This window comes from Sphingomonas sp. GW821-FHT04B01 (assembly GCF_059420425.1).
Genome location: NZ_JBWKTR010000004.1, coordinates 282,537 through 307,122 on the forward strand (window position 1 = coordinate 282,537; position 24,586 = coordinate 307,122).

A 24,586-nucleotide genomic window follows, 5' to 3' on the forward strand; every position below is an offset into this window, starting at 1 on the left:
CGCCGTCCAAGGCTTATGTGGTCCCGATGGCGCGCAGCACATCTCGTTCGAACGATTGGGGGTTTCCGCGCTGGCGCGGCTATGGCTCGGGCCGCGAGACGACGACGGTGCGGATCTGCGACCGCCACGGCTGCGACGAGCCGGGCAACTGCCCCGCGCCGAAGTCGCCCAACAGCCCGGATCGCTGGTATTTCTGCGCGACGCACGCGGCCGAATACAATCGCGGCTGGAATTATTTCGAGGGGCTTTCGGCGGAAGAGGCGGCGCGCCGCGAGGCGTCGGAAACCAGCGCCGCATCGGGCTATGCCAATGCCAGCCATTACGCCTGGGGCGGCTCGGGCGACGGCAGCCGCTCGCGCGACGAGATGCATGCGCTCGAAGCGCTGGGCCTCGACACCGACGCGGACTTCGATGCGGTGAAGACGGCGTGGCGCAAGCTCGCCAAGGAGAATCATCCGGACATCCGTCCCGGCGACAGCAACGCCGCGGTCCGCTTCCAGGCGGTGCAGGCGGCCTATGAGGTGCTGCGGTCGGCGGAGGAGCGGCGCGAGTGGCGCCCCCGCTGAAACAGGTTCCCAGCGCCTGGCAGGGCGCGATCCTCGTCTGCGGCAAATGTTCGAAGAAGCTCGACGGCGGTTTCGGCAAGGAGCGGCGCACGCCGCTCGCCAAGGTGCTGCGCAAGATCCTCGGCGTCGGCAAGGGGCGCAAGGCGACGCTCGGCGTGGTCGAGACGCGCTGCCTCGGCCTGTGCCCGCGCGACGCCGTCGCGATGATCGACGGCCGCGCTCCGGGCACGTGGCTGGTGGTGCCGAAGGACGCCGATGTCGCGGAACTGGCGGCGCGGCTGGCGGCAGGGCCGGCCCCCGCCGCCCGCAATCAGACGTAGCGCGCCGCGGTCTCCCGGATCAGCGCGATCATGTTGGGAATGCCCTGCGTGCGGTTCGAGCTGAGCTGGTTCTTCAGATCGAACGGCGCGAGCTCGCCCTCGATATCCGCGCCGGCGATCGCCGCCGGCGTGCCATCCTGCACGGTGAGCAGCACCAGCGCGATGATGCCCTTGGTGATCGCGGCGTTGCTGTCGGCGAGGAAGTGGAGCGTGCCGTCGTCGCGCCGCGTCGGATAGACCCAGACCGACGCCGAACAGCCGCGTACCAGCGTCGCCTCGGTCTTCAACGCCTCGGGCATCGGCTCCAGCGAGCGGCCGAGATCGATCAGCAGGCGATAGCGATCGTCGGGATCGAGGAAGTCGTATTCGTCGCGGATGTCGGCGATGCTGGTCATGCCGTGCGCGGTACAGGCGGGGACGGGGAGGGGCAACCGTTGGGCCGTAAGTCCCGCCTATTCCCTCTTCGTCATCCCCGCGAAGGCGGGGATTCATAAACGCTGAGGGGCATGAGACCCACCAGCGTCAGCGTATATCGATCCCCGCCTTCGCGGGGATGACGACGGTGGGTGGGGGGAGGACTTCCCGTTACAGATCCACCCCCGCCGCGATCGCCTCCAGCTTGCGGATACGCTCCTTCAGATCGGCGATCTCGATCCGCGAGCCAGCGGAGGGGCCGGCCGCGATCGGCGCCTGTGCGTCGAGCTGCTGGTGCTTGAGCGCCAGCCAGCCGCGCCAGCCCGAGAGGCAAGCGGTGACGAGCATCGCCAGCCCGGCCAGCGCCACCAGCGAAAGGGTGAGATAGACGTTGGGATCGGTCATGATCGGCCTCCGTTAGCGGTCGCGCAGCCTTCGATCGCATGAGTCGGGATCGGCGGTGCTGCGGATGTGGATGATGACGCGCGCCAATATGGACGCGTCGGTCGGTCGGTGCCCCGCGGGCGAGGCGGTTAATATCGTGGTTGCGGGTAGCGTCGGTCAGTTGATCGGCAGGCGCGTGACGTGCGGATCGCGCAGCCCCTCGATCTCCTGCGCCAGATCGACGCCGCGATCGGTGACGATGCGTTCGAGCACGCGGACGCGCTCCTCCAGCCGCTCGGTCTGCGCGGCATATTGCGCTGCCTTTTCGGCGACCTTGTCCGCCTCGATCTCCATCCGGCGGTGCTGGAGCGCGAACCACGGCTTGACGAAGACGCCGCCGAAGATCGCGAGCAGGCCGCAGCAGATGCCGAGGATCGGGATCATCATGGGGTTCATCGGTCAGTCCTTTCAGCCGGCGCGCAATTGTTCGATTTCGTGGCCGAGCCGATGCGCCCGGTCGGTAACGATGCTCTCGACCGTCGCCAGCCGTTCCTGCAGCCGGTCGATCTGGCCGATGCGGCGGGCGTTCTCGGCGTCGAGCAGGTCGATGTTTTGGCGCGCCTCCAGATCGGGGGCGACGGTCGCCTGCCGCACCTTGCGGCGGCCGTACCACTGGATGGCGAGCGTGATCGCCGCGCCGAGGACCATGCAGAAGACGTGATCGGGACCCATGATGCCGGTTCCTTCTATTTGTCGCGGAGCGCTTCGATCTCGCGGGCGGTACGCTCGGCGGGATCGGTGGCGATGCGTTCGAGGACGGCGATCCGTTCCTCCAGCCGGCTGACCTGCCCGGTCAGCTTGTCGTTCTCGTTGCTGAGCAGCATGATCTTGCGCTCCGCCTCGATATCCTCGGCCCCGGTGGCGCCGCGCCAGCGACGGCGGCTGCGCCGGTTGTCGTCTTCGATCGGGTAGCCATGCTTGGCCTTGACCCAGGTGGTGAAGGCGTGGCGCGCACTGATCGCACAGACGACGCCGACCGGCACCATCCAACCCATGTCCATCGTGATTCTCCCTGAACCTGCCGCGTCGAGTCGTTGCTCAGCGCAGGCTGTCGATTTCCTCGGCCAGCCGGCTGTTGCGGCTGGTGTAATGCAACTCGATGTCGGCGAGCCGGCGATCGATGTCGCGGAACTTGCTGCGCACTTCCGCGGTGGAGCGCTTGGGATTGGTTCGGACGCCCTGCCAGAATTTGGCGTCTTCCTGTGTCTCGTAGAGGCCGAGCGGCTTCTTCGGCGCCAGCCAGCCCGCCGCGACATAAGCGACGAACACCCAGCCCGAGGTCGCCAGCGTCAGCACGATCATCGCGACCCGGACGAGCGTGATGTCGAAGCCGGTGTAGTCCGCGATCCCGGCACAGACGCCGAGCCACTTGCCTTCTTGCTTGTCGACGTAGAATTTGGTGCGGGCGGACATCTCAGTTCCTCCGGTCGATCTGGTAAGGGGTGGACTGGTGCGGGGCATTGAGGCCCGGCTTGAAGTCCGGATTGTCGGCGGCGACGATCCGCTCGACGGTGTTGAGGCGGTCTTCGAGGCGGCGGGCGAGATTGAACATCTCGTCGAGCAGCTTCTCGTCCTCGTCGGTGATCTTCGGCGCCTGCTTCCACTTGGTGATGTAGTGGAAGATCAGCCACGGCAGGCCGATCAGCGCTAGGAAGATCGCCAGAACTCCTTCGAAGTCCATCTCAATCCTCCTTCTTCATACGCGCCTTGAGCGCGGCGAGCTCGGCGTCGACCTTGTCGCTGGCGCGCAGCTCGGCGATCTCATCCTCGAGGCTCTTCGGCGCGCCCAGGCCCAGCGCTTCTGCACGGCCCTCCGCGTCGTCGACGCGGCGTTCGAGGATGTCGAAGCGGCTGAACGCCTCGTGCGTCTTCGGCCCCGAATACATTTCGCGCAGGCGGTAGCGGTTGTTGGCGCTCTCCAGCCGGGTCTGGACGTTCGACTGCTTGGTGCGCGCCTCGGTCAGCTTCTTCTGCAGCTTGGCGATATCCTCTTCCGACGCGCGCAGTGCATCGTCGAGCACCTTGACCTCGATCTTGAGCTGCTCGGCCATGTCGGCGGCCTTCTGCTTCTCGACCAGCGCCGCCTTGGCGAGGTCCTCGCGGTCCTTGCTCAGCGCCAGTTCGGCCTTTTCGGTCCAGCTGTCCTGCAGCTGTTCCAGCTTGCTGATATGGCGCCGCATCTCCTTCTGGTCGGCGATCGTGCGCGCCGCGGAGGCGCGAACCTCGACCAGGGTTTCCTCCATTTCGAGGATGATCATCCGGATCATCTTCGCCGGATCTTCGGCCTTTTCGAGCAGGTCGGCGAAGTTTGCGGCGACGATGTCACGGGTGCGGGAGAAAATGCCCATCGGTATCGGTGCTCCTGAAAACGGGCCGGAGCGATGCCGCTCCGGTTTGCGACCACCTTACGCCGTCAGGCGGGCGGTCGTCACGGCCTGGCCGCCGCCGGTCGCCGGGCCGACCGCTCCGGCGACGCAGGTCGCGCTGAACAGGACGGTGCAGACGATGGCGGCGAGCTTGCGGCTGATCTCGGAATTGAACATGGAAACCTCCTGAATTCTGAACCTTGTCACCACCGTGTGGCGGTATGCCAGCAGCGTTGCAGGGAGCGTGCCAGTTGCGGAAACGGCAGAAATGCGTGGGTTTCCGGTGTCATATAAACGCAAGACACATATGAACGCTTGCGTAACGTTGGCAATTCCCGCCAGATGTTGGCGATGGAACGAACGTCGCAAGTCATCGGCCAGTCGGGCGCCTTTCTCGATGCGCTGGAACGGGCCAGCCGCGCGGCCGCGCTCGACCGGCCGGTACTGGTGATCGGCGAGCGCGGCACCGGCAAGGAGCTGGTCGCCGAGCGTCTCCACCGCCTGTCGCCGCGCTGGGACCAGCCGCTCGTCGTGATGAACTGCGCGGCGCTTCCCGAGTCGCTGATCGAGGCGGAATTGTTCGGCCATGAGGCGGGCGCCTTCACCGGCGCGACCAAGGCGCGCACCGGTCGCTTCGAGGAGGCGCATCGCGGCACCTTGTTCCTCGACGAACTGGGGACGCTGTCGATGGCGGCGCAGGACCGGCTGCTGCGTGCGGTCGAATATGGCGAGGTGACGCGCATCGGGTCGTCGCGACCGCTGCGCGTCGACGTCCGCATCGTCGCCGCGACCAACGAGCATCTGCCCGACAAGGTCGATCGCCACGAGTTCCGCGCCGATCTGCTCGACCGTCTTTCGTTCGAGGTGGTGACGCTGCCGCCGCTGCGCGCGCGGTCGGGCGATATCGCGGTGCTCGCCGACCATTTTGGCCGGCGGATGGCGTCGGAGATCGGCTGGGACCGCTGGCCCGGCTTCGGCCCGCGCGCGCTCGACCAGCTCCACAATTACCGCTGGCCCGGCAACGTCCGCGAGCTGCGCAACGTCGTCGAGCGCGCGGTCTATCGCTGGGAGAGCGACGGGCCGGTCGACGGGATCGAGATCGACCCCTTCGCCTCGCCGTTCCGGCCGCAGGGCGGCCCCGGCGGCGGCCCGAGCAAGGCACCCGCCGCCGACGCACCCGCGCCCACCCGGCAGGAGCCCGAGGACAGCCCTGTCGCCGCCTGCGACGCCGGCCCGTCCGACTTCAAGTCGCGCGTCGCCAGCTTCGAGCGCGAATTGCTCGCCCGTGCGCTCGCTGAGCATCGCTTCAACCAGCGCGTCACCGCCGAGGCGCTCGGCCTCAGCTACGACCAGCTCCGCCACGCGCTGCGGCGACACGAACTTATCAACGCGACGGGTTCGTGACGCTTGCGTAACGGGGCGGGAGCGTTAGGCCGGCTTTTGCGTTAACGCGGGGACGACATCGTCCCTATCCAAGAGGAGCCTTTCCCATGGCATTCGAACTGCCGCCGCTGCCGTATGACTATGACGCGCTGGAACCGGTCATCTCCAAGGAAACGATGACCTTCCACCACGACAAGCATCACGCAGCCTATACCGCGAAGCTCAACGAGGGCGTCGCCGCCGACTCCAGCCTCGAAGGCCTGTCGATCGAGGACATCCTCGGCCGCATCTCGTCGCTGCCGCCGCTCGTCCGCAACAATGGCGGCGGCTATTGGAACCACGATTTCTTCTGGAAGATCATGGGCCCCAAGGGCTCGACGCAGCCGTCGGGCGCGCTCAAGGAGGCGATCGACGCCTATGGCGGGCTCGACAAGCTGAAGGACGACTTCAACACCAAGGGTGCGGGCCAGTTCGGTTCGGGTTGGGCCTGGGTCATCAAGGATTCGAGCGGCGCGCTCAAGGTCACCTCGACGCCCAATCAGGACAATCCGCTGATGGACGACGCCAAGGACAAGGGTACGCCCATCCTCGGCAACGACGTGTGGGAACACGCTTATTACCTCACCTACAAGAACGACCGGCCGGGCTATCTCAAGGCGTGGTGGGACGTGGTGAACTGGGATGAGGTCGGCAAGCGCTTCGACGCGGCGTAACCTTCAGCTCCTCCCCGCTTGGCGGGGAGGGGGACCAGCCGCAGGCTGGTGGAGGGGGGGTCCGCAAACGGTGTGCTGCGTGGCGATCCCCCTCCACCACCGGCTTCGCCGGCGGTCCCCCTCCCCGTGCCGGGGAGGATTTTCACTCCGGCGGGATGCCCGCCTGCGGGTCTTCCATGTTCAACCCGTGCCGCAGCAGCATCGGGATATTCGCGAAGGCGAACAGCAGGGTGAGCGGGATCGCGCCCCACAATTTAAATCCCACCCAGAAGTCCCAGTTGGTGTTCCGCCACACCGCCTCGTTGAGCGCGGCCATGGCGACGAAGAACAGCGCCCAGTTGCGCGTCAGCTTGCGCCACCCTTGCGCATCCAGCCCCGGATAGGCGGTGCCGAGCAGGCCCTGCAACAGCGGCCGCCCGGTGATGAGTCCGAAGGCGAGTACGGCGGCGAACATGCCGTAGACGAAGCTCGGCTTCATCTGGATGAACTTGGGATCGTGGAACCAGACGGTGAGCCCGCCGAACACCACAACGAACCCGCCCGAAATCCACAGCATCGGCGAGATCGTGCCGAGCTTCGACTTGGACACCACCATCGCGATCACGGTGGCGATGACGAAGGCGGTGGTCGCGACGATCACCTTGGCGATCACCAGTGCGCCGGCGCGGTCGAGATCGGAGAGGAAGCCCGTTCCCGACGCGACGATCCGCATCGCAAGGCTCGCTGGGAACAGGAAATTGACCGCGAAGAAGACGAGCAGCGGCCCGTATTCGACCCCCATCCGCAGGCCGGGGGAGGATTGCTGCATCGTGCTGCCGCTCACTTGCGCACCCCCTGATCGACGCCGGCGATGATCCGCGCCACCTCGTTGGCGTCGAACGGCCTGAGGTCGGTCATCCCTTCGCCGACGCCGATCGCGTGGATCGGCAGCCCGTATTTCTCCGCCGCCGCGACCAGCACGCCGCCGCGCGCGGTGCCATCGAGCTTGGTCATCACGAGGCCGGTGACCCCGGCGACCTCCTTGAACACCTCGATCTGGCTGAGCGCATTCTGGCCCGTCGTCGCATCGAGGACGAGGACGACGTCGTGCGGGCTCGCCGGGTTGATCCGCCCGAGCACGCGGCGGATCTTGGCGAGCTCGTCCATCAGCTCGCGCTTGTTCTGCAGGCGGCCCGCGGTGTCGACGATCAGCACGTCGATGCCGGTCTCGGTCGCCTTCTTGACCGCGTCCCAGACGACGCCGGCGGCATCGCCGCCCTCCGGGCCGGTGACGATCGGCACGCCGACCCGCTCCGCCCAGGTGCGCAACTGGCCGATCGCCGCGGCGCGGAAGGTGTCGCCCGCCGCGAGCATCACGCCGTAATCCTGTTCCATCAGCAGATGCGCGAGCTTGGCGATCGTCGTCGTCTTGCCCGATCCGTTGACGCCGATGACGAGGATCACCTGCGGCCGCGGGAAGGCGGTCACCTCGATCGGGGTGGCGACGCGCGCCAACGTCTTCTCGACCTCCTCGGCGACGACGAGGCGGATGCCGAGCTCTTCCATGTTGCGCTCGAACGTCCCCTCGGCGAGCCGCGTGCGGATCTTGCCGGCGGTATCGGGACCGAGGTCGGAGGCGATCAGCGCCTCCTCGACCTCGTCGAGCGTATCGTCGTCGAGCCGCGCGCCGCCGAGGCCGGCGAGGTTGCCGACGAGCCGGTCGGAGGTCTTCCTGAAGCCGCCGAGCAGCCGCTCGTGCCATGTCGGTGTGGTGCTCATATCATCGTACCTAGAAGGTGGGAGTCGGTGGCGGCGGTGATGCGCAACCCTGCGATCGTTCCCGTTCGCCCTGAGCCTGTCGAAGGGCTGCCATCCGCGGGCGTCACGCTCGTGGAGAGCAGGGCTTCGACGGGCTCAGCCCGAACGGGGGAGGGGGAGAGCCGTACTTCCGCGAAATTGCCGGCATGGCCGCGGTCGCCGGGGCGTTCGAGCAGCACCTGCTGCACCGATCCGACGTGCGCCGCCAGCCACGCCGCCTTGCGCTGCGCCGCCGCGTCGCGCAACCGCTCGGCGCGCGCCCTGATCGCCGCCGCCGCGACCTGCGGCATCCGCGCCGCGGGCGTGCCGGCACGCGGCGAATAGGGGAAGATATGGCCGTGGACGATATCGGCATCGTCGATCAGCGCCAGCGTATCGGCGAACATCGCCTCGTCCTCGGTCGGGAAGCCGGCGATCAGGTCGGCGCCGATCGCGATATCCGGCCGTGCCGCCTTGAGCCGCGCCACCGTCGCCACCGCCTGCGCGCGGCTGTGCCGTCGCTTCATCCGCTTGAGGATCAGGTCGTTGCCCGCCTGGAAGGAGAGATGGAGGTGCGGCATCACCCGCGCCTCGCCGGTGACCAGCTCGAACAGGCGTTCGTCGATCTCGATCGAATCGAGCGACGACAGCCGCAGCCGCGCCAGCTTCGGCACATGGCGCAGGATCCGCTCGACCAGCATCCCGAGTGTCGGCGCGCCGGGCAGGTCGTGGCCGTAACTGGTCAGATCGACCCCGGTCAGCACCACTTCCGCATGGCCGGCGTCGACCAGCCCGGCGATCCGCTCGACCACCGCGCCCGCCGGCACCGACCGGCTCGGGCCGCGCCCGAACGGGATTGCGCAGAAGGTGCAGCGATGATCGCAGCCATTCTGCACCTCGACGAAGGCGCGGGCATGGCCGGTGAAGCTCGCGGCGAGATGCGGCGCGGTCTCGCGCAGCTGCATGATGTCGCCGACGATGACGGGGGCAAGGCTGTCCCAGGCGGCGGGCAGCAGCTTCTCGCCATTGCCGATCACCCGGTCGACCTCGGGCATCGCCGCGAAGCCCGCGGGATCGAGCTGCGCGGCACAGCCGGTGACGACCAGCTCGGCGCCGGGCCGCGCGCGGCGGGCGCGGCGGATCGCGACCCGCGTCGCCTTGACCGCGGCATTGGTCACCGCGCAGGAGTTGACGATCACGGTATCCCGCCCGGCGAGGAGCGTCCGGATCGTTTCGCTCTCGGCGATGTTGAGGCGGCAGCCGAGGGAGATCACCTCTGGCGCGGGAGCAGACATGGCGGGCGATTTAGTCAACGAAGGCGGTCAAGTCCATGACATGGCGGCGGCGGTGCTCGACTTCTGGTTCGGGCTGACCGGCGAACAGCAATTCGCGAAGGATGACGCGCTCGACCGGACGATCGCCGACCGGTTCGGCGCGATGCGCGACGGCGTGCTGCGCGCGCGGGCGGAGGGGTGGCGCGACGATCCCGACGCTTTGCTCGCGGCGATCATCCTGCTCGACCAATTCTCGCGCAACCTGCACCGCGGATCGGCCGAGGCGTTCGCCGCCGACGGCCTCGCGCTCGAACTGACCCGGCTCGCGATCGGCAACGGCTGGGAGGATCGCTATCCCCCCGAGCGGCGGGTGTTCCTCTACATGCCGCTGATGCACGCCGAAGACCTCGCGATGCAGGATCTGTCGGTGGCGAAGTTCGAGGCGCTGGGGATTGCGGAGAACCTCGCCTTCGCCCGCGACCATCGCGATGTCATCGTAAAGTACGGGCGCTTCCCCAGTCGCAACGCCGCGCTGGGACGCGAGTCGACCGGCGCGGAGGAGGCGTATCTCGCGCAGCCCGACGCCGGCTGGTAACGCGTTTCCCTCCCTCGTCATCCCGGCGAAAGCCGGGACCCATGGGCACGATGTGGCGGCGGTTCCGCGCAACGTCCTGCTTCACCGCATCCATGGGTCCCGGCGTCCGCCGGGATGACGAAAAGAGGCAGGGGTCGAGAGGCAAGCCCACATCCTCGCGTCGCCACCCGCCTCAAAATCCACCAACCTTGCACCCCGCCGCGATTTCCCCTAAGGCCCCCGCACGTTCCTCCACGGAATGCGATCGATGAAGCGCCCACGGGTGCACGCTGGCCGGCGAGGTTTCGCCCGCCGGCGTCTTTTGCGTTGCGTGGCTTGATGAGGGTTTCGAGGCGATGTTCGACAGTCTGAGCGACCGGCTAGGCGGAGTATTCGACCGTCTGCGTGGCCGTGGCGCGCTGACCGAGGCCGATGTGCGGACCGCGATGCGCGAAGTGCGCGTCGCGCTGCTCGAGGCCGACGTCGCGCTGCCGGTGGCGCGCAGCTTCGTCGACAAGGTCACCGAACAGGCGGTCGGCCAGAACGTGCTCCGCTCGGTCACGCCGGGGCAGCAGGTCGTCAAGATCGTCAACGACGCGCTGGTCGAGATGCTCGGCGCCGACGCGTCGGAGCTCGAACTGTCCGTCACCCCGCCCGCGGTGGTGATGATGGTCGGCCTGCAGGGTTCGGGCAAGACGACGACCACCGCCAAGATCGCCAAGCGCCTTGTCGCCCGCGAACGCAAGAAGGTGCTGATGGCGTCGCTCGACGTCAATCGCCCCAACGCGCAGGAACAGCTCGCGACGCTCGGTACGCAAATAGAGGTGGCGACGCTGCCGATCATCGCCGGCCAGCAGCCGGTCGATATCGCCCGCCGCGCGCTCCAGGCCGCGAAGCTCCAGGGCTTCGACGTGCTGATGCTCGACACCGCGGGGCGCCTGCACGTCGACCAGGCGCTGATGGACGAGATGAAGGCCGTGGCGGAGATCGCCACGCCGCAGGAAATCCTGCTCGTCGTCGACTCGCTGACCGGTCAGGACGCGGTCAATGTCGCGCAGAACTTCTCCGAACAGGTGCCGCTGACCGGCGTCGTGCTGACCCGGATGGACGGCGACGCGCGCGGCGGTGCCGCATTGTCGATGCGCGCCGTCACCGGCAAGCCGATCAAATTCGCCGGCACCGGTGAAAAGCTCGATGCGCTCGAAGCCTTCCACCCCAGCCGCGTCGCCGGCCGCATCCTCGGCATGGGCGACGTCGTCAGCCTCGTTGAGCGTGCCGCCGAATCGATCCAGCAGGAAGACGCCGAGCGGATGACCGCGCGGCTCGCCAAGGGTCAGTTCGACATGAACGACCTGCGCGGCCAGCTCCAGCAGATGCGCCGCATGGGTGGCCTCGGCGCGCTCGCCGGCATGATGCCGGGGATGAAGAAGGCGCAAGGCGCGCTCGCCACCGCTGGCGGCGACAAGATGCTCATCCATATGGAAGCGATGATCGGCTCGATGACGCTGAAAGAGCGCGCCAAGCCCGAACTCATCAACGCCAAGCGCAAGATCCGCATCGCCAAAGGCTCCGGAACGACGGTGCAGGAGGTCAACAAGGTCCTGAAGATGCATCAGGAAATGTCGACCGCCATGAAGAAGATCAAGAAGATGGGCGGCCTCAAGGGCATGATGGCGATGCTCGGCAAGGGTGGCCCGGGGGGCGGCATGTCCGGCCTCGGCAACGCCCTCGGCGGCGCCGGCCTCGGCGACATGATGGAGAAAGCCGGCGGCGGGCTGCCCAAGGGGCTCCCCGGCCTCGGCGGTGGCCAGGACGGCATGCCCAAATTGCCCCCCGGCTTCGAAAATCTTCTCAAGAAGAAATAACAGATCAACGTAACCGACTTAGAACGAAGGAATATCTACAATGGCACTCAGCATTCGCCTGTCGCGCGGTGGCTCCAAGAAGCGTCCGTACTACCGCATCGTCGTCGCCGATGCGCGCTCGCCCCGCGACGGCAAGTTCATCGAGAAGATCGGCAACTACAATCCGCTCCTCGCCAAGGACGCCGAGAACCGCATCGTGCTCGACGCCGAGCGTGCCAAGTACTGGCTGTCGAACGGCGCGCAGCCGACCGACCGCGTCGCCCGCTTCCTCGACGTCGCCGGCGTGCGTGAGCGCGCCGCCCGCTCGAACCCGAACAAGGGCAAGCCGGGCGAGAAGGCGACCGAGCGCGCCGAGGAGCGTGCCGAGAAGCTGAAGGCGCAGGAAGAGGCCGCAGCGGCCGCCGCCGCCGCCCCGGCCGCCGAGGAGGCTCCGGCCGCCGACGCCGAGACCACCGAGGCGTAAGCATCGAAAGCCGGCCATGATGCGTTGATCCCTTCCAATCCGAAGGAGTTGACGCATCATGGCCGTTCCACCCGATCCCCGCACCGCCGCCGACGACCTCGACGACGCTGCCACCGACGACGCCACCAACCAGGGCGTGTCGGCGACCGAACCCGCAGAGGGAAACGACGATGCCCCAGCAGGAGACGGCGGATCGCCGGGCTGAGCCCAGCGTCACGCTCGCGGTGGTGATCGGCGCACATGGCGTGAACGGCCAGGTGCGCCTCAAGGTTTTCGCCGAGGATTTCGGCAGCTACAAGAGCTTCAACCATGGCGCGCTGACGCTCAAGTCGGCGCAGGCCGGCAACAACGGCCTGATCGTGCGCTTCGCCGAGGTCGCCGACCGCAACGCCGCAGAGGCGTTGCGCGGCACCGAACTGACCGTGCCGCGTTCGGCGCTGCCGCCGCTGGCCGAGGGCGAATATTATCACGCCGATCTCCTCGACCTGCCCGCCGTCTCCACCGACGGCAGCGCGCTGGGTCAGGTCGTGCTGATCGAGAATTTCGGCGCGGGCGACGTGCTCGAGATCGAACGGCCCGACGGCAAACGCTTCATGGTCCCGATGAACGCCGACGCGGTGCCCGAATGGGACGCCGACCGGCTGGTGGTGAACGCCGACTTCGTCGAGTGACGCGCGACCTCTTTTCACGGCGGTGAGATCCGCCCGGGTTTCTCACGATAGCCGTCACCCCGGACTTGTTCCGGGGTCCACCGGGCCGCAAGAGAACGGCTGGATCTCAGGCCTTGCTCCTCGCCGCAGCGTAGACCCCGGAACCAGTCCGGGGTGACGAATCTCCCATGACGGCCGAGTGTGCGTCTCCACCGCAGCTCATGCGATATCGCCCCCTCGATGGGGCGGCGCCGCCCCCCACGCTGTCCTACACTCCCTATTCTGCTATACCCCCAATGCTCTTTCTCATCGAACGATCGCGATCACCACAGTAATGGAAACGATCGGAGTGGATCGTTTCCATTAAGGTGTCCATCTTGTCCATGTCGTCCAACATCAGCGCCGGATCGGCTGGCGCTCGCTGAGCAGATTGCGGATCGTCGTCGCCGCGACCCCGGCCTCGCCCATCGCATGGCTGATCTGATCGAGCCCTTTCACGACGTCGCCGGCGGCGAACAGGCCGGGGATGGTGGTGCGCTGGTGATCGTCGACCTCCAGGCAGCCTTCGGCGGTCGCACGGGCACCGGCCGCGACCGCGAGCCGCGACCGGATACGCGATCCCAGCGCCGGATAGACGCTGTCGAACGCCATCCGCCCACGCGCGGTGTCGACCGCCAATTGTTCGCCCTCGATCGCCCAGCCGCCGCACGGCCCCTGGACGCGGGCGATGCCGGCCTCGTCCAGCTTCGCCGCGCAGGCGTCGTCGAGCAGATGCTCCGCCTCGGGCGAGATCAGCGTGACATCGCGCGTATAGCCGCGCAGGAACAACGCCTCGCGCATGCCATGGTCGCCGGTGCCGATCACGCCGACACGCTTGTCGGTGACCTCATAGCCGTCGCAGATCGGGCAATAGCGGAACAGGCCGCGTTCCAGCGCCGGATCGTGCACCGCCGGCGGGATGTTCGGGCGATGGTTGACCACTCCCGTCGCCAGCAGCACCGTCCGCGCGCGATAGCGGCCGTGATCGGTGACCACGGCGAACGTCTCGCCGTCGGGCTCGATCGCGGTGACCTTCTTTTCCTCACGCCGCGCGCCATATTTCTCCGCCTGCGCGAGCATCAGGCCGAGCAAATCCTTGCCGGCGATACCCTCGGGGTAGCCGGCATGGTTGTGCGTACACGGAATCATCGCCGCCCGGCTCGACCCGCTGTCGAACAGACGGATCGAAAGATGGAAGCGCGCCAGATAGATGGCGGCGGTCAACCCCGCGGGGCCGGCGCCGATGATGATGCAATCGTCGATCAATCTTGCACCTGTATCGTCATGTATATACATCCCGTGTATACGGAGGCCGTCATGAGTAACGAATATCGCGCCAAGGTGTTCAAATCCGGCAACTCGATGGCCTTGCGCCTGCCGAAGGGCGTGGGGTTGAGCGAAGGCGATGACGTCACGCTGGTGACCCATGGCGACGGATCGTGCACGTTCTGGCGGCATAGCAATGCCGCCGCGGTCCTGGACAGCCTGTACGGCGCCTTCTCGCCGGGCTTCATGGCCGACGGGCGCGGCGATATCGAGCAGGGTGAACGTGACTGGAGCGTCGGCCCGACGCGAGGCGCGGCAGCCTGACGTATGTACCTGCTCGACACCAACGTCTGTATCGATTTCGCGAAGGCGCGCAGCGACGTGCTGCGCGCGCGTATTCGTGCGAGAAATGGGCAGGGTATGAGCCTGTCCGCCATCACGCTTGCCGAGTTGCGCTACGGAGCCGCTCGACCGGAGGCCGATCCTAGCGACGAGGCAAGGCTGGATATCTTTGTCAGTGTGCTCGCCGTCCATGACTTTGGTCGTGCCGCGGCAGAAAGCTATGCCAGATTGGCCGGAACCATGCCCTTCCAGCGCCATAGTTTCGATCGACTGATCGCAGCGCATGCGCTCGCCCTCGATTTGACGCTCGTCACGAACAACACCCGTCACTTCGCCGATATCCCCGGCCTGCGCGTGGAAAACTGGACCCGATGACCTTCACCGCGACGATCCTGACGCTTTACCCGGAGATGTTCCCCGGTCCGCTCGGCGTGTCGCTCGCAGGCCGTGCGTTGCGGGAAGGGGGGTGGCGCTGTGAGCCGGTCCAGATCCGCGACTTCGCCACCGACAAACATCGCTCGGTCGACGATACGCCCGCGGGTGGCGGCGCGGGGATGGTGCTGCGCGCCGACGTGCTCGCCGCCGCGGTCGACAGCGTCGCCGACGATCGCCCGATCCTCGCGATGACGCCGCGCGGCCGGCCGCTGTCGCAGGCGCGCGTGCGTGAGATCGCCGCCGGCCCAGGCGTGATCGTGCTGTGCGGCCGGTTCGAGGGGTTCGACGAGCGCATCTTCGAGGGCCGCGACATAGAGGAGGTGTCGATCGGCGACTATATCCTGTCGGGCGGCGAGATGGGCGCGCTGGTGCTGCTCGATGCTTGCATTCGCCTGCTCCCCGGCGTAATGGGCGCGGCTTCAAGCGGTGTGGACGAGAGCTTCGAAACGGGGCTGCTCGAATACCCGCAATATACCCGACCATTCGATTGGGAAGGGCGCACGATCCCCGAAGTGCTGCGATCGGGGGATCATGCGAGGATCGCGGCCTGGCGCAAGTCGAAGGCCGAGACCGATACACGGCTACGGAGGCCGGACCTGTGGGAGCGCCATGAGGGTGCTCGGGTCCAGCCTCCCTCTGGCGCGCGGCGAACGAAGGACTGAAGACATGAACCTCATTCAGCAGCTCGAAGCCGAGCAGATCGAAAAGCTGACCGCGAAGCGCGCGATCCCCGAATTCCGTCCCGGCGATACGCTGAAGGTCGGCGTGAAGGTGGTCGAAGGCGAGCGCACCCGCGTCCAGAATTACGAAGGCGTGTGCATCGCGCGGTCGAACAAGGGCATGGGCTCGTCGTTCACCGTGCGCAAGATCAGCTTCGGCGAGGGCGTCGAGCGCGTCTTCCCGCTGTACTCGCCGAACATTGATTCGATCGACGTCGTCCGCAAGGGCGCCGTGCGTCGTGCGAAGCTTTACTATCTGCGTGGCCGCACCGGCAAGTCGGCGCGTATCGCCGAGCGTCGCGACACGCGTCCCGCCAAGGGCAGCGTCGCCGCGGAGTGATCCGCCGCTACCGGTGACAGACAGGGCGCGGGAGGCTTCCTCCCGCGCCCTTTTTGCGTCAGCCGTTGGCGGTGGTCTGCGGCCGCAGCAGCGCCTTGACCGGGGCGATCGCGCGGCGCTTGGCGAGCAGCAGCCAGCGCACCGGCGCCATCGCGTGGACCGGCTGCGCCGACAGCGCCAGCACCACCAGCACCGCGCCGATCGACGCGCCCGTCAGCAGGTGGACCCAGCGTTCGCCGGTCAGCGGCGCGCCGCAATGGAGCAGCGCGACCGCGAGCAACGCCGATGCGACGACGCGGAGCAGGCGGACGTCGCCGCGCCCGTTCGTCCCGGCCTCACGCCGGAAGCGGAACGAGGCGCCGGCGAACAGCAGCCAGGCGGTGGCGGAGAGCAGGATGGTCTCAGGCATGGATCGTCTCGGCTTGGCGGGTGCGGCGGGGGACCTGACGCGGCGGTTTGCCGGCGCGCCAGCTCGCGACGCCGAGCAGCAGCGCGATGGCGAGCATCGCGAGGTCGAAGGCGGCGAACAGCGAGTCGCCGGCGAGCAGCGAGCCGGGCAGACCGCGGCTGGTGGTGATCGCGTCGGCAATTGGGATCGCGAGGAAGACCAGCGCCGCCATGGCGAAGCCCTCGGGCCAGGCGCGGCGGGCGGGGCGGGCGAACTGGCCGACCGCCACCGCCGCCCAGGTCCAGAACATCGCCTTGACCTCCCAATCGGCGCGCGCGGCCATATCGGCTGGAATCAAGCGGTTGGCGAGCAGGAACGCGGCCATTCCGACCGGTAGGCCGACGATCGTACCGATGTTGAGCCGCTCGACCAGCTTCAGGCCGAAGAACGGCCTGGCGTTCGGCCGGCGCCGCGCCGCGGTCCACAGCAACAGGCCGGTGCCGACCATCGCCGCGCCGGTCAGGCCGAGCCCGAACAGCGTCCAGCGCAGTGCCGGCCCGGCGAATTGCGCGACGTGCAGCCCGAGCATCACCCCGGCGGTGGCGAGCGCCGGCCCGGGATCGCCGCGCTGTGCGATCAGCTCGCCCGTGCTGCCCGCATAGATCAGCGAGGGGCCGCGGGCGTTGAGCGAGGCGCGGGGCGTTCGATAGACGGTGACGGTGGCGGCGGCATCATTGGGGTTGCTGACGACGATCCGTGCCGCCGGTGCCCTCCAGCGGCGCTCGGCATCGGCGACGAGCGGCGCGACGGCGACCAGCGGCGCGGCGCGCCCGGTGGCGGGCTGTTCCGCCGGTATGCCGTAAGCGGCGTTATAGAAGTCTTCGGGCTTGGCGTAATTGGCGGTGACCGGCCATGGCATGTACATCGCGATCAGCGTGATGATGCCGGTATAGGTGATGACCGCATGATAGGGCAGGGCCAGCACGGCGGAGACGTTGTGCGCGTCGAGCCAGCTGCGCTGCCCCTTGTTCCAGCGCAGGGTGAAGAAGTCCGCGAAGATGCGCTTGTGCGTCACCACGCCCGAGATGATCGCGCCGAGCATGAACAGCCCGCACAGGCCGGCAAGAAAGCGCCCCCAGGGGTAAGGCAATTGCAGCTGGAAGTGGAAGCGGTAGAAATGCTCGCCGCCGCGAGTGTCGCGCCCCTCAACGGGCCGGCCAGTGGCGCCGTCGAGCACGAGTTCCTCGCGGCGGCGCGGCTTGGCGACCGCTTTGGCGTTGGGCTGGGCGTAGACGCGGGTGACGACGTCGCGCTCGTTGGGCAGCAGGATGTACCAGGCCGCATCGTCGGCGCCGACGGTTTGCAGATAGGCGACTGCGCTGCGTGCGGCGGTGGCGGCCGGGACCGGGGCCGCCGCAATCTCGGGCTGCATCCAGCGGGTGATCTCCGGGCGGAAATAGCTCGCGGTGCCGGTCAGGAACATCGCGAACAGGATCCAGCCGGCGACGAGCCCGAGCCAGCCGTGGATCCACGCCATATTCTGCCGCAGATTGCCGTTCACGGCCGCAACCCGAGCAGCCAGACCAGCGCGCCGCCGCCGATCGCCAGGCCCCATGTCCAGGCGGCGACCCGGCCGAGTCGGGGTTCGTGGAAGCACCACAGCCCGATGAGCGCGTAGAGCAGGACGGAGAGGATCATGCCGAGCGCGGTCGCCTCGGCCCGGTCGATCGGCAGCAGCCGGGCAAGGAGCGTGGCGAGCGCCGCGGCGGCGCCGTAACCGCCGACCAATGCGGTGAAGCAGCGCGCGACCATCGACCAGCGGGCCGTCGCGGCCGGCGTCGGGGTCGGGCAGGGCGGGCTCGCCTGCATCAGCATCGGGGGGTCGTCGGAGCGGCCATGGCGGCCTCTATAGACGGTCTTGCGAACGCCTATCAATAGCGAAGTTGCGCCATCCAAGAATGTGGCCGAATTGCGGCAACGTGGACAAGATGGACACCTTAACGGAAACGATGCAGTCTTATCGTTTCCATTTTGATGTGTAAGTCGAGCAACGGCTGGATCGCTTGTGCTCGGGAACACGATGATGCGGCGATGGGAAAGAGCGGCTTAATGGTAGCAAGGCGGCGTCCTGTAGGACAGCGCATTTCCTTCTTCCGTACCGCAGCCGCCGCGTCCGACATCTCAATGAAAAGATACCGTTCCACGACGTGGATCGGTGACCGTCATGCGCGGCGGAGCGAGGGCGGGGCGAGACTGAGCAGACCCAGTATCGCCAGCGCGACTCCGACCCAGAGCGGCGCGGTGAGGCCATAACCGCGATCGATCGCCGCGCCGCCCGCCCAGGTGCCGAGCGCCAGCCCCGCGGTGATGACCGACGTGTGCAGGCTGTTGACCAGCGGCCCCGGATGCGCGGCGCGCATCACCCGCGCGACCATCGCCGGATTGAGGGCCACGCCGACGAGGCCGATGACGAGGAACGCCGCGATCGCCACCGCCGGTACCGTGGCGCACAGCGCCAAGACCGCCAGCGCCGCGGCCAGCGTGGCGAGTCCGGACGCCAGTATGAGGATGGTGAAGCGATCGGCGAACCGTCCGATGACGATATTGCCGAGGATGTTGGCCACGCCATAGCCGGCAAGCAGCAACGGGATCGAGCGTGGCGACAGTCCAGTCACGGTGGTGAAGATCGGCGCGACATAACTGAATGCCGCGAAGGTCGCGCCGATGACGAGCCCGCTCGTCGCATAGACCGCCCACAGTCGCGCGGACAGCAATGCGGCGGCGCTTCGTCCCAGATCGATATCCGCGTCGGGGGGCGAGGCGGGCAGGCCGGTGGCGATCAACGCGATGCAGACGAGCGTGACCGCCACGATCGTCCAGAACGCGGCCTGCCACCCCGCCGCCCCTGCGATCAGCGCAAGCGTCGGCACGCCCGCCACCGGAGAGAGCATCAGCCCCGCCAGCACATAGGACGCCGCGCGGCCGCGCAGATCGGGGGCGACCAGTTCGGCGCAGATCGTCAGGGCGACCCCGAAATATCCGGCGCTCGCCACACCCTGGATGACCCGGCCGATCGCCATCGCCGGATAGCCCAGCGCGGTCGCCGCGATCAGGCTGCCGCCGAGAAACAAGGCCAGCAGCCATATCAGCCCGCGTCGGTGCGGTACCTTGAGGTGGAGGAGCAGTGCGGTGACCAACGGTCCGCCGACCGCCATGCCGAGCGCGTGAGCGAGATGAGATAACCGATCGATCCGATCGAAACGTCGAACGCCCGCGCGAGCATCGGCAGCATCCCCGCGACCATGAATTCCGAACTGGTGATCGCAAAGGTCGTCATCGCCAGCAGCCACACCGCAGGCGGAATCGCGCGCGATGAGGCGGGCGAGGGGGCGGCGACAGCGATGGTCGACATGGTCCCGGTCATGACAAGACACCTACTTCTGTAACGAAATTTATAGAAAAGCTATGGCGCTTGCGGCAAAGCGTCAAGAGATTATATAAACTACGCTACAGAAAGGATTTGTATGGCGACGAGGGGACGCCCGCGCAGTTTCGACCGGGACATCGCGCTACGCCGCGTGATGGAGGTGTTCTGGGCGAAGGGATATGACGGTGCGCAGCTCAACGACCTGACCGCCGCGATCGGGGTGACGCCGCCGAGCTTTTACGCCGCGTTCGGATCGAAGGAGGCGGCATTCCGCGAGGCGGTCGATCTATATATCGCCACGATCGGGTCGGGGCCGATGATCGCGCTCGCGGCGCCTGCCGTGCATGCCGCGATTGCCGGCGTGCTCGCCGAAAGCATCGATGTCGCGTTGTCCAACGGGGCGGCGGGGTGCCTGCTGATCCTCGGCGTGGTTCATGGCCAGCCCGGCGTATCCGGCGCATGCGACTATCTGCGGGTCGCCCGGCGGCGGACGGTGGCGTTGCTGCAGGCGCGGTTGACGCGCGGGATCGATGACGGCGAACTCGCGCCGGATAGCGATCCGGCGCAACTCGCCGCTTTCTATCATGGGATCATGCAGGCGATCTCGTTCCAGGCGCGGGACGGTGCATCGCGCGTCGAATTGGAGTCGCTGTTGGCGCCCGCGCTGGCGGCGCTCAGGCCAGCCTAGCGTCGGTTGTGTCGGATGGTGGCGCGGTCCCGGCCTCGGCCGCGTCCGTCGATCCAAATGGAAGGGGCCGCCGGATCGTCTCCGGCGGCCCCTTCGCAATCGCAACCGTCGGCGGCGTTACTGGTCGAGGAAGCTGCGCATCTTGCGGCTGCGGCTCGGGTGCTTGAGCTTGCGCAGCGCCTTCGCCTCGATCTGGCGGATGCGTTCACGCGTCACGCTGAACTGCTGGCCGACTTCCTCCAGCGTATGGTCGGTGTTCATGCCGATGCCGAAGCGCATGCGCAGCACGCGCTCCTCGCGCGGCGTCAGGCTGGCGAGGACGCGGGTGACCGTCTCCTTGAGATTCGCCTGGATCGCCGCATCGACCGGGATCACCGCATTCTTGTCCTCGATGAAATCGCCGAGGTGCGAATCCTCCTCGTCGCCGATCGGCGTTTCGAGGCTGATCGGCTCCTTGGCGATCTTCATCACCTTGCGCACCTTCTCGAGCGGCATCGACAGCCGTTCGGCCATCTCCTCCGGCGTCGGCTCGCGGCCCTGCTCGTGCAGGAACTGGCGGCTGGTGCGGACCAGCTTGTTGATCGTCTCGATCATATGCACCGGGATGCGGATCGTCCGCGCCTGATCGGCGATCGAGCGGGTGATCGCCTGCCGGATCCACCAGGTCGCATAGGTCGAGAATTTGTAGCCGCGGCGATATTCGAATTTATCGACCGCCTTCATCAGGCCGATATTGCCCTCCTGGATGAGATCCAGGAATTGCAGCCCGCGGTTGGTGTATTTCTTGGCGATCGAGATGACGAGGCGCAGGTTGGCCTCGACCATCTCCTTCTTGGCGATGCGCGCCTCGCGCTCCGCCTTCTGCACCATGTTGACGATGCGGCGGAATTCGGTGAGCGCCATGCCGGTCTGCTGCGAGATCTCGCTGATCTCGCCGCGGATGCGGTCGACCGCATCGGCCTCGTTGGTGGCGAAGGCGGTCCACTTCTTGTCGAGCTTGCCGACCGATTGCAGCCACGTGTCGTCCATCTCGTGGCCGACATAGCGGTCGAGGAAGTCCTTGCGGCTGACCTTGTGGCGCTCGGCGAGGCGCAGCATCTGGCCGCCCAGCGCGGTCAGGCGCCGGTTAAAGGCATAGAGCTGATCGACGAGATATTCGATCTTGGCATTGTGGAACTGGACGCTCTCGACCTCGGCGGTGAGGTCCTCGCGCAGCTTCTGGTATTTGCGCTCGTCCGCGGCGGACAGCTCGCCGCCGGCCTGCATCGCGTCGAGGCGCGCCTGCTGGATCTTGCTGAACTTCTTGTAGAGCGCGGTGATGTTGGCGAACCGCTCGAGCGCCTGCGGCTTGAGCGTCTCCTCCATCTGCGCGAGGCTGAGCGTATTGTCCTCGTCCTCGTCGTCCGACGGACGCGGCACGCGGCCCTCGCCGGATTCGTCGTCCTCGTCGGCCGACGGCTCCTCGGGCTCTTCCTCTTCCTTGAAGCTGGCGCCGGCGGTCTTCTCGCTGATCTCGCCCGACTCGTCGTCCTCGGCGCCCTCGACCTGCTCGGCCGACGGACCCTTGGACAGCATCGCGTCGAGATCGAGGATCTCGCGCAGCTGCATCGTGCCCTCGTTGAGCGCGGTCGACCAGTCGATGATCGCGTTGAAGGTGATCGGCGATTCACACAGGCCGAGGATCATCGTGTCGCGACCCGCCTCGATCCGCTTGGCGATGGCGATCTCGCCCTCGCGGCTGAGCAGCTCGACCGCGCCCATCTCGCGCAGGTACATGCGGACCGGATCGTCGGTACGATCGACGGTCTCCTTCTTCTTGGTCTCGAGCGCGGGCGCGGCGGAACCGTCGCCGTCGGCCTCGACGGGCTCGGCCTCGTCGTCCTCGGCCTGCTCCTTCTCGTCGCCGTCCTCGCCGGCTTCCTCGTTCTCGACGATGTTGACGCCCATCTCGTTCAGCGCGGACATGATGTCCTCGAGCTGGTCGGACGACATCTGATCCTGGGGCAGCGCCTCGTTGAGCTGGTCGTAGGTGATGTAGCCGCGCTTCTTGGCGCGGGCGACCAGCTTCTTGATATCGGCGTCATTGAGGTCGATCAGCGGCGCGTCGGTCACGTCCGCACCCTCATCGCCACCGTTACCGTTAACCTTCGCCATCAATTACCCTCGGATCCAAACGATCGGGCGTCTTCGTTCGACTGCACCAGATTTGCAAGTCGAAGCTCCAAGCCCTGTTTCTCTTTCACCAACGCCACTTGTCGTTCGAACGCCTCGGCGGTGAAGTGCGCCTGCATCGAGGCGGTCGCTTCACCGAGTGCCATGTCGACTTCCGGGCGCGCCACCATGATGGCGATCGCTTCGTCGAGGTCGGCACGGGCGCGGGCGGGATCGCCGCCGCTTTGCGTGAACGAATAGGGCATCGTATCGGCTCTCAACAAATCGCTTGCGATCGCATCAAAACCGGATTTCGCCAATATGGTGCGCAGACGCGCGCTATCAAGCGCCTGGTCCTCCAGCGCGACGTCGACCACCGCCTCGAACAGCCGGCCGAGTGCGCCGCCGATCAGCTTGAGGCTGCCCAGCACTTCCATATGCCGCGCGATCTCGACCGGGTGGCGGATCAGCCCGGCGAGGATCGCCTTGGCGATGACCGGATCGATGCCGGCGGCGTGGAACGCCTTCACGTCGTCGGTCGGCGGGGCGATCGGCTGTTTCCACTGGCCGTCGGGACCGCGCTTGCCCTGCGCGCGCGGAGCGGCGGGGGTGAAGGTGCGGCGCTTGGGCGCGAAATGCTCGTAGAAGCGGTTCTTGAACTCGTTCTCATATTCCTTGCGCACCGACGGGTCGGCGATCGTCGCGGCGAGTTCGTGCAGCCTTTGCTTGAGCCCGGCGCGCTGCTCGGGCGTGTCGAGCGGGCCGGCGGCGACCTCGCTCTGCCATAAGCGCTCCACCAAGGGCTGCGGCTGCTGGAGCAGCGCCTCCATCGCCTGACGGCCGCCGGCGCGGACGAGGTCGTCGGGGTCCTGCCCCTCGGGCAAAGTGACGAAGGCGAGGCTGCGGCCGTTGCCGAGCATCGGCATCGCGCGGTGGGCGGCACGCAACGCCGCCTTTTGCCCGGCGCTGTCGCCGTCGAGGCAGAGGATCGGCACGTCGCTGATCCGCCACAGCCGTTCGAGCTGCGCCTCGGTGAGCGCGGTGCCGAGCGGGGCGACGGCGTCGCTTATCCCCGCCTGCGCCAGCGCGATCACGTCCATATAGCCCTCGACGACGAGGATGCGCGCCGACTTGCGCGCGGCGGGGGCGGCGCGGTCGAGATTGTAGAGCGTGCGGCCCTTGTCGAAGAGCGGCGTATCAGGGGAATTGAGGTACTTGGGTTCGCCCTCGCCGATGACGCGGCCGCCGAAGGCGATCGTCCGCCCGCGCGCGTCGCGGATCGGGATCATCAGCCGGCCGCGGAACCGGTCATAGGGCTCCTTGCCGTCGACCTGGATCAGCAGGCCGCATTCGACCAGCGCGGGGTCGCCATAGTCCTTGAGCGCGGTCTTGAGCTTGCCGCGGCTGTCGGGGGAGAAGCCCATGCCGAAGGCGCGGGCGGTTTCGGGCGTGATGCCGCGTTTGGCGAGCACCGCGCGTGCCTCGGCGCCGCCGATGCCGTTGAGTTGCTCGGTGAACCACGTCGCGGCGTCGGTCATCGCCTCGTGAAGGCCCTTCGCGCGTTCGGCTTTGGCGGCGGAGGCGCGGTCCTGTGCGGGCATCTCCATGCCGGCGGCCTGCGCGAGCTCCTTGACCGCGTCGATGAACGGCAGGCCGCGCTGGTCGGTCATCCACTTGATCGCGTCGCCGTGCGCGGAACAGCCGAAGCAGTGATAGAAGCCCTTGTCGTCGTTGACGTAGAAGGACGGGGTCTTCTCGTTATGGAACGGGCAGCAGCCGCGCATCTCGCGGCCGGCCTTCTGGAGCTTGGTCGTCTTGCCGACCAAAGCGGACAACGACGTGCGGGCACGCAGTTCGTCCAGAAAGGCAGGGGAGAGACTCATGCCGTGATTTTACCATGCGCGCTGCGGCGGCTTTCGGCAAGTCGGTTTGGGGGTGTTTCGCGCGAAGACGCGAAGGCGCGAAGAGAAGAAGAAGGTTGGT

Annotated in this window: 34 protein-coding genes; 14 read left to right on the forward strand and 20 right to left on the reverse strand. The window is 67.3% G+C overall.

Annotated elements, in window-relative coordinates; genetic code table 11:
• The first annotated feature begins 26 nt into the window (after window positions 1-26).
• Both AC07UH_RS12400 and AC07UH_RS12405 read left to right on the forward strand, forming a co-directional pair.
• Window positions 27-566 carry a J domain-containing protein gene (locus AC07UH_RS12400; RefSeq protein ID WP_495180673.1) on the forward strand — a complete coding sequence of 180 codons (540 nt, stop codon included), beginning with the start codon at window positions 27-29 and terminating at the stop codon, window positions 564-566.
• Window positions 551-886: a (2Fe-2S) ferredoxin domain-containing protein gene (locus AC07UH_RS12405; RefSeq protein WP_495180674.1), complete on the forward strand. Its 336-nt coding sequence runs from the start codon at window positions 551-553 to the stop codon at window positions 884-886. Before AC07UH_RS12400 ends, AC07UH_RS12405 begins: the two co-directional genes overlap by 16 nt.
• Here AC07UH_RS12405 and AC07UH_RS12410 read toward each other — a convergent pair.
• The 9 genes from AC07UH_RS12410 to AC07UH_RS12450 all read right to left on the reverse strand — a co-directional run bounded on the left by AC07UH_RS12410 (window position 877) and on the right by AC07UH_RS12450 (window position 4,287).
• Window positions 877-1,281: a SufE family protein gene (locus AC07UH_RS12410; RefSeq protein ID WP_137899046.1), complete on the reverse strand. Its 405-nt coding sequence runs from the start codon at window positions 1,279-1,281 to the stop codon at window positions 877-879. The two genes, AC07UH_RS12405 and AC07UH_RS12410, sit on opposite strands and share 10 nt — an antisense overlap.
• A gap of 190 nt (window positions 1,282-1,471) precedes the next feature.
• Window positions 1,472-1,705, reverse strand: a complete 234-nt coding sequence (locus tag AC07UH_RS12415; protein ID WP_038660937.1) for a hypothetical protein — start codon at window positions 1,703-1,705, stop codon at window positions 1,472-1,474.
• Between the two features lie 156 nt (window positions 1,706-1,861).
• Window positions 1,862-2,140: a hypothetical protein gene (locus AC07UH_RS12420; protein ID WP_495180675.1), complete on the reverse strand. Its 279-nt coding sequence runs from the start codon at window positions 2,138-2,140 to the stop codon at window positions 1,862-1,864.
• Between the two features lie 12 nt (window positions 2,141-2,152).
• Window positions 2,153-2,416, reverse strand: a complete 264-nt coding sequence (locus tag AC07UH_RS12425; RefSeq protein ID WP_137898918.1) for a hypothetical protein — start codon at window positions 2,414-2,416, stop codon at window positions 2,153-2,155.
• Window positions 2,417-2,430: 14 nt separating this feature from the next.
• Window positions 2,431-2,739 (reverse strand): hypothetical protein, encoded by a 309-nt coding sequence (locus tag AC07UH_RS12430; RefSeq protein ID WP_495180775.1) that lies wholly within the window; start codon window positions 2,737-2,739, stop codon window positions 2,431-2,433.
• 43 nt (window positions 2,740-2,782) lie between these two features.
• Window positions 2,783-3,157: an envelope stress response membrane protein PspC gene (gene pspC, locus AC07UH_RS12435; RefSeq protein ID WP_038660925.1), complete on the reverse strand. Its 375-nt coding sequence runs from the start codon at window positions 3,155-3,157 to the stop codon at window positions 2,783-2,785.
• Window position 3,158: 1 nt separating this feature from the next.
• Entirely contained in the window at window positions 3,159-3,431 is a 273-nt protein-coding gene (gene pspB, locus AC07UH_RS12440) for an envelope stress response membrane protein PspB (protein ID WP_038660922.1), read from the reverse strand.
• Window positions 3,427-4,092, reverse strand: a complete 666-nt coding sequence (gene pspA, locus AC07UH_RS12445) for a phage shock protein PspA (protein WP_038660919.1) — start codon at window positions 4,090-4,092, stop codon at window positions 3,427-3,429. The genes pspB and pspA overlap by 5 nt, the downstream gene beginning before the upstream one ends.
• 57 nt (window positions 4,093-4,149) lie before the next feature.
• A complete protein-coding gene (locus AC07UH_RS12450) occupies window positions 4,150-4,287 on the reverse strand; it encodes a hypothetical protein (RefSeq protein ID WP_495180676.1) in 138 nt (45 codons plus the stop codon).
• A gap of 174 nt (window positions 4,288-4,461) precedes the next feature.
• Between AC07UH_RS12450 and pspF the strand changes: the two genes are divergently transcribed.
• Window positions 4,462-5,514: a phage shock protein operon transcriptional activator gene (gene pspF, locus AC07UH_RS12455; protein ID WP_495180677.1), complete on the forward strand. Its 1,053-nt coding sequence runs from the start codon at window positions 4,462-4,464 to the stop codon at window positions 5,512-5,514.
• 86 nt (window positions 5,515-5,600) lie between these two features.
• Window positions 5,601-6,206: a superoxide dismutase gene (locus AC07UH_RS12460; protein ID WP_495180678.1), complete on the forward strand. Its 606-nt coding sequence runs from the start codon at window positions 5,601-5,603 to the stop codon at window positions 6,204-6,206.
• Window positions 6,207-6,348: 142 nt separating this feature from the next.
• Here the strand turns inward: AC07UH_RS12460 and AC07UH_RS12465 are convergent, their stop codons facing one another.
• The 3 genes from AC07UH_RS12465 to mtaB are packed head-to-tail and all read right to left on the reverse strand — an operon-like array spanning window position 6,349 to window position 9,277.
• Window positions 6,349-6,987 (reverse strand): inner membrane-spanning protein YciB, encoded by a 639-nt coding sequence (locus AC07UH_RS12465; protein ID WP_495180776.1) that lies wholly within the window; start codon window positions 6,985-6,987, stop codon window positions 6,349-6,351.
• A gap of 38 nt (window positions 6,988-7,025) precedes the next feature.
• The gene (ftsY, locus tag AC07UH_RS12470; RefSeq protein ID WP_495180679.1) at window positions 7,026-7,964 is read right to left on the reverse strand and encodes a signal recognition particle-docking protein FtsY; all 939 of its coding nucleotides are present in this window, start codon (window positions 7,962-7,964) and stop codon (window positions 7,026-7,028) included.
• The gene (mtaB, locus tag AC07UH_RS12475) at window positions 7,961-9,277 is read right to left on the reverse strand and encodes a tRNA (N(6)-L-threonylcarbamoyladenosine(37)-C(2))-methylthiotransferase MtaB (protein ID WP_495180680.1); all 1,317 of its coding nucleotides are present in this window, start codon (window positions 9,275-9,277) and stop codon (window positions 7,961-7,963) included. The genes ftsY and mtaB overlap by 4 nt, the downstream gene beginning before the upstream one ends.
• Here mtaB and AC07UH_RS12480 point away from each other — a divergent pair.
• The 5 genes from AC07UH_RS12480 to rimM all read left to right on the forward strand — a co-directional run bounded on the left by AC07UH_RS12480 (window position 9,276) and on the right by rimM (window position 12,829).
• Entirely contained in the window at window positions 9,276-9,851 is a 576-nt protein-coding gene (locus AC07UH_RS12480; protein WP_495180681.1) for a DUF924 family protein, read from the forward strand. The two genes, mtaB and AC07UH_RS12480, sit on opposite strands and share 2 nt — an antisense overlap.
• Window positions 9,852-10,186: 335 nt before the next feature.
• Complete coding sequence (gene ffh, locus AC07UH_RS12485; protein ID WP_495180682.1) at window positions 10,187-11,695, forward strand: signal recognition particle protein; 1,509 nt, start codon at window positions 10,187-10,189, stop codon at window positions 11,693-11,695.
• A 40-nt stretch (window positions 11,696-11,735) separates the two neighbouring features.
• The gene (gene rpsP / locus AC07UH_RS12490) at window positions 11,736-12,158 is read left to right on the forward strand and encodes a 30S ribosomal protein S16 (protein WP_495180683.1); all 423 of its coding nucleotides are present in this window, start codon (window positions 11,736-11,738) and stop codon (window positions 12,156-12,158) included.
• 58 nt (window positions 12,159-12,216) lie between these two features.
• Window positions 12,217-12,363 (forward strand): hypothetical protein, encoded by a 147-nt coding sequence (locus tag AC07UH_RS12495; RefSeq protein ID WP_495180684.1) that lies wholly within the window; start codon window positions 12,217-12,219, stop codon window positions 12,361-12,363.
• A complete protein-coding gene (gene rimM / locus AC07UH_RS12500) occupies window positions 12,329-12,829 on the forward strand; it encodes a ribosome maturation factor RimM (RefSeq protein WP_495180685.1) in 501 nt (166 codons plus the stop codon). Before AC07UH_RS12495 ends, rimM begins: the two co-directional genes overlap by 35 nt.
• 375 nt (window positions 12,830-13,204) lie before the next feature.
• Here the strand turns inward: rimM and AC07UH_RS12505 are convergent, their stop codons facing one another.
• Complete coding sequence (locus AC07UH_RS12505; protein WP_495180777.1) at window positions 13,205-14,110, reverse strand: NAD(P)/FAD-dependent oxidoreductase; 906 nt, start codon at window positions 14,108-14,110, stop codon at window positions 13,205-13,207.
• A 54-nt stretch (window positions 14,111-14,164) separates the two neighbouring features.
• On the opposite strand from AC07UH_RS12505, the gene AC07UH_RS12510 reads away from it, so the two are divergent.
• Genes AC07UH_RS12510 through rplS form a run of 4 tightly spaced genes read left to right on the forward strand, consistent with a single transcriptional unit; the run spans window position 14,165 to window position 15,949 of the window.
• Entirely contained in the window at window positions 14,165-14,437 is a 273-nt protein-coding gene (locus AC07UH_RS12510) for an antitoxin (protein ID WP_495180778.1), read from the forward strand.
• Window positions 14,438-14,440: 3 nt separating this feature from the next.
• Window positions 14,441-14,830 carry a type II toxin-antitoxin system VapC family toxin gene (locus AC07UH_RS12515; RefSeq protein WP_038660895.1) on the forward strand — a complete coding sequence of 130 codons (390 nt, stop codon included), beginning with the start codon at window positions 14,441-14,443 and terminating at the stop codon, window positions 14,828-14,830.
• Window positions 14,827-15,552 (forward strand): tRNA (guanosine(37)-N1)-methyltransferase TrmD, encoded by a 726-nt coding sequence (gene trmD / locus AC07UH_RS12520; RefSeq protein WP_495180686.1) that lies wholly within the window; start codon window positions 14,827-14,829, stop codon window positions 15,550-15,552. The genes AC07UH_RS12515 and trmD overlap by 4 nt, the downstream gene beginning before the upstream one ends.
• A 4-nt stretch (window positions 15,553-15,556) precedes the next feature.
• Complete coding sequence (rplS, locus tag AC07UH_RS12525; RefSeq protein WP_038660889.1) at window positions 15,557-15,949, forward strand: 50S ribosomal protein L19; 393 nt, start codon at window positions 15,557-15,559, stop codon at window positions 15,947-15,949.
• Window positions 15,950-16,007: 58 nt separating this feature from the next.
• Here rplS and AC07UH_RS12530 read toward each other — a convergent pair whose 3' ends face one another.
• The 5 genes from AC07UH_RS12530 to AC07UH_RS12550 form a co-directional block, all read right to left on the reverse strand.
• Complete coding sequence (locus tag AC07UH_RS12530) at window positions 16,008-16,358, reverse strand: hypothetical protein (protein ID WP_495180687.1); 351 nt, start codon at window positions 16,356-16,358, stop codon at window positions 16,008-16,010.
• The gene (locus AC07UH_RS12535; RefSeq protein ID WP_495180688.1) at window positions 16,351-17,898 is read right to left on the reverse strand and encodes a PepSY domain-containing protein; all 1,548 of its coding nucleotides are present in this window, start codon (window positions 17,896-17,898) and stop codon (window positions 16,351-16,353) included. The genes AC07UH_RS12530 and AC07UH_RS12535 overlap by 8 nt, the downstream gene beginning before the upstream one ends.
• Entirely contained in the window at window positions 17,895-18,212 is a 318-nt protein-coding gene (locus AC07UH_RS12540) for an iron transporter (RefSeq protein ID WP_137898930.1), read from the reverse strand. The genes AC07UH_RS12535 and AC07UH_RS12540 overlap by 4 nt, the downstream gene beginning before the upstream one ends.
• A 347-nt stretch (window positions 18,213-18,559) precedes the next feature.
• Window positions 18,560-19,552, reverse strand: coding sequence for an MFS transporter (locus AC07UH_RS12545; RefSeq protein WP_495180689.1), 993 nt, complete (start codon window positions 19,550-19,552; stop codon window positions 18,560-18,562).
• Window positions 19,483-19,749, reverse strand: a complete 267-nt coding sequence (locus AC07UH_RS12550; protein ID WP_495193949.1) for a hypothetical protein — start codon at window positions 19,747-19,749, stop codon at window positions 19,483-19,485. Before AC07UH_RS12550 ends, AC07UH_RS12545 begins: the two co-directional genes overlap by 70 nt.
• A gap of 112 nt (window positions 19,750-19,861) precedes the next feature.
• On the opposite strand from AC07UH_RS12550, the gene AC07UH_RS12555 reads away from it, so the two are divergent.
• Window positions 19,862-20,452, forward strand: a complete 591-nt coding sequence (locus tag AC07UH_RS12555; RefSeq protein ID WP_495180691.1) for a TetR/AcrR family transcriptional regulator — start codon at window positions 19,862-19,864, stop codon at window positions 20,450-20,452.
• Window positions 20,453-20,569: 117 nt separating this feature from the next.
• On the opposite strand, the gene rpoD is transcribed toward AC07UH_RS12555, so the two are convergent.
• Both rpoD and dnaG read right to left on the reverse strand, forming a co-directional pair.
• Window positions 20,570-22,606: an RNA polymerase sigma factor RpoD gene (gene rpoD / locus AC07UH_RS12560; protein WP_137898933.1), complete on the reverse strand. Its 2,037-nt coding sequence runs from the start codon at window positions 22,604-22,606 to the stop codon at window positions 20,570-20,572.
• Window positions 22,606-24,486 (reverse strand): DNA primase, encoded by a 1,881-nt coding sequence (gene dnaG / locus AC07UH_RS12565; protein ID WP_495180692.1) that lies wholly within the window; start codon window positions 24,484-24,486, stop codon window positions 22,606-22,608. Before dnaG ends, rpoD begins: the two co-directional genes overlap by 1 nt.
• Between the last annotated feature and the right edge of the window lie 100 nt (window positions 24,487-24,586).